Source organism: Delftia sp. ZNC0008 (assembly GCF_000799035.1).
Classification (GTDB): domain Bacteria; phylum Pseudomonadota; class Gammaproteobacteria; order Burkholderiales; family Burkholderiaceae_C; genus Comamonas; species Comamonas tsuruhatensis.
The window spans coordinates 1-5,865 of sequence record NZ_JTKZ01000936.1; the positions used below are offsets into that span (position 1 = coordinate 1).

5 protein-coding genes and 1 pseudogene are annotated in these 5,865 nt (G+C 68.8%); 2 read left to right on the forward strand and 4 right to left on the reverse strand.

The window, feature by feature from the left end:
- On the reverse strand, positions 1 to 918 hold a 918-nt coding region (locus tag L995_RS30095; protein WP_047475121.1), incomplete at its 3' end, for an FAD-dependent oxidoreductase.
- Positions 919 to 1,140: 222 nt separating this feature from the next.
- Here L995_RS30095 and L995_RS30100 point away from each other — a divergent pair.
- Together L995_RS30100 and L995_RS30105 are read left to right on the forward strand one after the other, a co-directional pair.
- Complete coding sequence (locus L995_RS30100; protein ID WP_016447309.1) at positions 1,141 to 2,022, forward strand: amino acid ABC transporter substrate-binding protein; 882 nt, start codon at positions 1,141 to 1,143, stop codon at positions 2,020 to 2,022.
- Positions 2,023 to 2,036: 14 nt separating this feature from the next.
- Entirely contained in the window at positions 2,037 to 2,810 is a 774-nt protein-coding gene (locus tag L995_RS30105) for an aspartate/glutamate racemase family protein (protein ID WP_047475124.1), read from the forward strand.
- Here the strand turns inward: L995_RS30105 and boxA are convergent.
- The 3 genes and pseudogenes from boxA to L995_RS30120 form a co-directional block, all read right to left on the reverse strand.
- Positions 2,804 to 4,135 (reverse strand): benzoyl-CoA 2,3-epoxidase subunit BoxA, encoded by a 1,332-nt coding sequence (gene boxA / locus L995_RS30110; protein WP_047475125.1) that lies wholly within the window; start codon positions 4,133 to 4,135, stop codon positions 2,804 to 2,806. The two genes, L995_RS30105 and boxA, sit on opposite strands and share 7 nt — an antisense overlap.
- Positions 4,136 to 4,161: 26 nt before the next feature.
- A complete protein-coding gene (boxB, locus tag L995_RS30115) occupies positions 4,162 to 5,589 on the reverse strand; it encodes a benzoyl-CoA 2,3-epoxidase subunit BoxB (protein ID WP_047475127.1) in 1,428 nt (475 codons plus the stop codon).
- 38 nt (positions 5,590 to 5,627) lie between these two features.
- A pseudogene (locus L995_RS30120) lies at positions 5,628 to 5,865 on the reverse strand (2,3-epoxybenzoyl-CoA dihydrolase); the annotation flags it as partial.

Genomic DNA, 5,865 nt, shown 5'->3' on the forward strand with positions numbered 1-5,865 from the left:
GACGACCTTGCGTGCGGTGTCGGTGACGCTGACCCGGGGTGCGGCGTGCGGCAGTTGCGCGGCGGCATCGGCGGTGATGCTGTAGCCCTTGAGCGGGTAGACGAGAATGCGCAGGCCCAGCTGTCGCGCGTGGACCGCGCTTTCCCAGCCGCTGGCCAGCACGTAGTGGTCGGCGCGCAGCGGCAACGGGCCTGCGGCGGTGCGCAGGCCGGTGATGGCGTCGCCTTCGCGCTCGAAGCCCTGCAGCTCCACGCCGTAGCGCAGTTCGGCGCCGCGTGCGGTGAGCCGGGCGGCCAGTTGTTCGCACAGCAGGCGGCAGTCGGCGGCGGCCTCGCTGGGCGTGTGTACGGCGCCTGCAATGCGCTGCGCGTAGCCGGCGAGCGCGGGTTCGATGCGCGCCACTTCGGCGGCGTTGACGATGCGCTGCGGCGCACCGCCCAGGCCCGCTTGCAGCGCCACCTGCTGCGCGGCGGCATCCAGCGCCTGCTGGGTGGGGTAGAGCACCAGCTTGCCCGGCGTGTGCAGGTCGCAGGCCAGTGCTTCGACGGCCTGGAGCGACTCGAAGGCCTGGCGGCTTTCGGCGGCCAGGGCCAGCAGGGCGCGCGTGCCTTCGGCCGAGGCATGGGCATTGCAGGCGCCCAGAAAGCGCAGTCCCCAGGCCCATTGCGCGGGGTCGGCGCGCAGGCGGAAGGCCAGCGGCGAATCCTTTTGCAGCAGCAGGCGGGGGAGCATCTTCCAGATGCCGGGATCGGCCAGCGGCTGCACGTAGGAATAGCTCAGCTGCGCGCCATTGCCGCCGCTGGCGCCCTGGGCGGGGCCCTGTGCGCGGTCCAGCACGGTGATGCGGTGGCCGGCCTGCCGCAGCGCCCAGGCCGTTGCCAGGCCGACGATGCCGGCGCCCACGATGCAGACATGCATTGATCGTTTCTCCATGCAGCTGCACTGTAGGCCGCGCGCGGCAGGCCGGGCCATGGCATTTGGCACACAGGCCATGCACGCAGGTTATGGCCGGGGGCTGCTGCTCAGGGCAGGGCGACAGCCCATAACCGGCGGGCATGGACCGGCCCGATATTGTCATTCCGCAAAGGCCGCCGCCCTTCCTACACTGGCCGCACATCCACCAAAGACGAGGAGACAAGCATGCAACTTCACACCACCGCGCTGTGCGCGGCCCTGGCCCTGGGAGGCCTGGCTGCAGCCCATGCCGACACGCTGGCCAAGGTGCGCGACAGCGGCCGCATCACGCTGGCCTACCGCGAGTCCTCCGTGCCCTTCAGCTACCTGGACAACGGCAAGCCCATCGGCATGACGGTGGAGATGTCCCAGGCCGTGGCCGAGGCCGTGAAGAAGGCGGTGAACCGACCCGATCTGAAGGTGCAGTGGCAGGCCGTGACCTCGCAGAACCGCATGCCGCTGCTGGCCAACGGCACCATCGACCTGGAATGCGGCTCGACCACCAACAACACGGTGCGCGGCAAGGAGGTGGCCTTTGCCATCAACCATTTCTACACGGGCACGCGGCTGCTGGTGAAGAAGAGCTCGGGCATCAAAAACTACGCCGACCTCAAGGACAAGACCGTGGCCATCACCACGGGAACCACCAATCTGCAGGTGCTGCGCAAGGCCAATGCCGACAAGGCCTGGGGCATGAACATCGTCATGGCCAAGGACCATGCGGACGGCTTCCTGCTGGTGGAGAACGACCGCGCCGCGGCCTTCGGCATGGACGACATCCTGCTCTTCGGCCTGATCCCCACGGCCAAGAACCCCGGGGACTTCGAGGTGGTGGCCGACTCGCTGCAGGTCGAGCCCTATGCCTGCATGCTGCGCAAGGACGATGCCCAGTTCAAGCAGCTGGTCGATGGCGTGATCGGCGACATGATGAAGTCGGGCGCGTTCGCCAGGCTCTATGACAAGTGGTTCATGCAGCCCATTGCCCCGAGGAACGTGGCCCTGGGTCTGCCGATGAGTGAGCAATTGCAGAAGAACCTGCAGGACCTCAGCGACAAACCCGCTTTTTGATTTCGGATCGCAGCATGCAGCAGCAGCTTCAGCCCCCGCGCGCGGTGGGCATTCTCGGGGGCATGGGTCCGGCCGCAGGCGCGGATTTCGTGCGCCTGTTCGTGCAGGCCTGCACGGCGCACCTGCAGCAGCAGGGCCTGCCCGTGCATGACCAGGCCTATCCCGAGCACTGGCTGGTGCAGCTGCCCATGCCCGATCGCAGCGCGGCGCTGCGCGCGGACCCGCAGTCGCCCACGGGGCCGGCCCAGCACCTGCTGCAGGGCGTGGGCCGCATGGCGGCGCTGGGCGTGCGCAGCGTGGCCCTGGCCTGCAACACGGCCCATGCCTGGCATGGGCAGCTGCAGGCGCTGTTTCCGCAGCTGCATGTGCTGCACATCGCGCGCCAGGCTGCCCTGCACCTGCAGGCCGGCGGCGCGCAGCAGGCCATCGTGCTGGCCACGCAGGGCACCTATGACAGCGGCCTGTACGACGCGGCACTGGCCGAGTGCGGCATCACCGCGCTGCAGCCCGATGCGCAAGGCCGCGCGCGGCTCATGCAGGGCATCTACGACGGCGTCAAGCAGGGCGACATGGACCTGGCTGCGCGCTGCTTCGGCGAGGTGCTGGCGCCGCTGCTGCAGCGCCATGGCGATGTGCCCGTGATCATGGGCTGCACCGAGATCCCGCTGGCCCTGCCGCAGTCGCCGATGGCGCGTGGCGCCGGGCTGGTGGACCCTGCCTGGATACTGGCCCAGGCCCTGGCCGGCGATGCGTATGGACAGGTCCGGGAGACCCACCGGCTTCAGTAAGTCTCGAGGTGCAGCCGGCCTTCGCGCTTGAGGCGCGCGCCGACCTGTTCCCAGTCCAGCCCGGCTTGCTGCGCCACGTCGCGCAGTGCCAGCACCACGCCTTCCTCCATGCTCTTGAGCCCGCAGACGTAGAAGTGCGCGTTGTCGTCGCGCAGCAGGGCCGCCAGGTCGGCCGCACGTTCGCGCAGCAGGTCCTGCACGTAGCGCCGGGGCTGGCCGGCCACGCGCGAGAAGGCCAGGTTGTTGTCGATGAAGTCGCGCGGCAGGCTTTGCAGCGGGCCGAAGTAGGGCAGCTCCTGCGGCGTGCGTGCGCCGAAGAACAGCATGAGCTTGCCGCCCTCGAACCTGCCGCTCTTGCGCAGCCGCCTGCGCCATTCGGTCATGGCGCGCATGGGGGCGCTGCCCGTGCCCGTGCAGATCATCACGATGTGCGAGCGGGGATGGTTGGGCATCAGGAACGACTGGCCGAACGGGCCTATGACCTGGACCCTGTCGCCGATGCGTGCGTCGCACAGGTAGTTGCTGGCCACGCCGCGCACGGGGCGGCCCTGGTGGTCCTGGGTGACGCGTTTCACGGTCAGCGCCAGGTTGTTGTAGCCGGGCCGCTCGCCATTGCGCGCACTGGCCACCGAGTACTGGCGCGCCACATGCGGGCGGCCCTGGGCATCGGTGCCGGGCGCGATGACGGCGATGGACTGGCCTTCGAGCACGGGGAACGGCTGGCTGCCGAAGTCCAGCACGATGTGGTGGGTCTCGCTGTCGAAGCCCGCCTCCGTGCAGTTGAGGTTGCCGACCACGGTGGCCGTGACGGGGCTCCTGGGGCCATGCAGGTTGGTGTACGGATGGGCGGCCGACCAGGGCGGCACGGTGGCGCCGTAGCTGGCGCTGCGCAACACTTGGGTATCGGCCTGGTCATCGGGCCGGGCCGCATCCGCACCGCGCGTGGCGGCCGCCGCGATCACGGCCTGGGCCTGGCTCAGGTCCTCGCCGGCAGGTGCGTCCACTGTGGCCTGTGCCTGAACCAGTGCCTGGACCAGCGTCTCAGGCGGCAGCTCCTCGGGCAGCTCGTCCCAGAGCAACTGCTCGGCCACGGGATAGGCGCTCGCCAGCGGCACCTTGCGCCAGTTGTCGATGGCGCCCGTGGGGCAGGGCGAGACGCAGTCCATGCAGCCGTTGCACTGCTCGGCCAGGACCACGTAGTTGCGGTCATCGTGCGTGATGGCGCCCACGGGGCAGGTGGCCTCGCAGGTGTTGCAGCGGATGCAGATCTCCGGGTCGATCAGGTGCTGGGTGAGGATGCCGTGTTCTACCAAGGCGACTGTCATGGGCGACTCCCTGCTGGCGCGGCGCTTCAGTTGAAGCGCACGTATTCGAAATCCACGGGCTGGCGGTTGATGCCCATGACCGGCGGCGCGATCCAGCCCGCGAACTGGCCCGGCTCCACGCAGCGGCCCATGAGCGAGGCGACGAAGGCGCGGTCGGCGTCCGAGGGCAGCCATTCGCCCTCGCGCATGCGCCATTCCTGCTCGCTGACCACGCGGCCGTCGGGGCTCATGCGCACGCCTGCCAGCGCGCCGATCTGGCGGTTGAAGGCCTTGTGCGGCACGGTGAGGCGGAAATCGATGCCGGCCTTTTCCATGACCTTGTTCCAGCGGCCCACGCCCGCGTTGGAGTCCTTGATGTAGTCGTCGCGCAGCACCTCGTTGAGCGCGTTGAGCATGGGCACTTCCTTTTCCTGCAGCCTGCCGTCCACCACTTCCAGCACCTTGTAGTGCTGGTCGTGCAGGCGGTGGTCGTCCGCGCGCTTGCCTTCCTCGTAGCGGCCCTTGAGGCCGCTGCTGTAGAAGGTGGCGGCATTGCTGGACTGGTCGGCGCCGAACAGGTCGATGGTCACGCTGTAGTGGAAGTTCAGGTAGCGCTGCAGCGTGGGCAGGTCGATCACGCCGGCCGCGCGCAGGCGGCCCACGTCGTCGGTGCGCAGCTCGTTCATGACCTGGCAGGTGCGCTGCAGCACGCGCGAGACGCCGGACTCGCCCACGAACATGTGGTGGGCCTCCTCGGTCAGCATGAATTTGGTGGTGCGCGCCAGCGGGTCGAAGGCGCTTTCGGCCAGCGCGGCCAGCTGGAACTTGCCGTCGCGGTCGGTGAAGTAGGTGAACATGAAGAAGGACAGCCAGTCGGGCGTCTTCTCGTTGAAGGCGCCCAGGATGCGCGGGTTGTTCTCGTCGCCGGACTGGCGTTCCAGCAGGGCCTCGGCCTCCTCGCGGCCGTCGCGGCCGAAGTGCTTGTGCAGCAGGTAGACCATGGCCCACAGGTGGCGGCCTTCCTCCACGTTGACCTGGAACAGGTTGCGCAGGTCGTACATGGACGGCGCGGTCAGGCCCAGGTGGCGCTGCTGCTCCACCGAGGCGGGCTCGGTATCGCCCTGGGTGACGATGATGCGGCGCAGGTTGGCGCGGTGCTCGCCGGGCACGTCCTGCCAGGCCTTCTCGCCCGCGTGGTCGCCGAAGTGCACCTTGCGGTCGGCCTCGGCCGGGTTCAGGAAGATGCCCCAGCGGTAGTCGCGCATCTTCACGTGGCCGAACTGGGCCCAGCCCTGGGGGTCCACGCTGATGGCGGTGCGCAGGTAGACGTCGTAGTCGGTGGAGCCTTCGGGGCCCACGTCGCCCCACCAGTTCAGGAAGTTGGGCTGCCAGCTCTCCAGCGCGCGCTGCAGGGTGCGGTCTTCGCCGAGGTTGACGTTGTTGGGGATCTTCTCGCTGTAGTTGATGGCGCTCATGGTGGGGTCTCCGTGGATGTTTCGGGGCGTGCCTGCGGTCAGACGCGGTTGAAGTCGAAGCCGGCCTTCTGGCCCGTGCCGTAGAGCTTGAGAGCGCCCTTGTCGCCCACGGCATTGGGGCGGTTGAAGATCCAGTTCTGCCAGGCCGACAGGCGCCCGAAGATGCGCGTGACCATGTTCTCGCGGCTGGCAAAGCGCAGGTTGGCCTCCAGGCCCGTGAGCGCATCGGGCGACATGGCGGCGCGCTCTTCCATGGCGATGCGGATCTCGTCGTCC

Excerpts from the sequence above, each read along its gene's own strand:
- L995_RS30100 (WP_016447309.1), top strand. The coding sequence starts at position 1,141 with ATGCAACTTCACACCACCGCGCTGTGCGCGGCCCTGGCCCTGGGAGGC.
- L995_RS30105 (WP_047475124.1), top strand. The coding sequence starts at position 2,037 with ATGCAGCAGCAGCTTCAGCCCCCGCGCGCGGTGGGCATTCTCGGGGGC.
- boxA (WP_047475125.1), bottom strand. The coding sequence starts at position 4,135 with ATGACAGTCGCCTTGGTAGAACACGGCATCCTCACCCAGCACCTGATC.
- boxB (WP_047475127.1), bottom strand. The coding sequence starts at position 5,589 with ATGAGCGCCATCAACTACAGCGAGAAGATCCCCAACAACGTCAACCTC.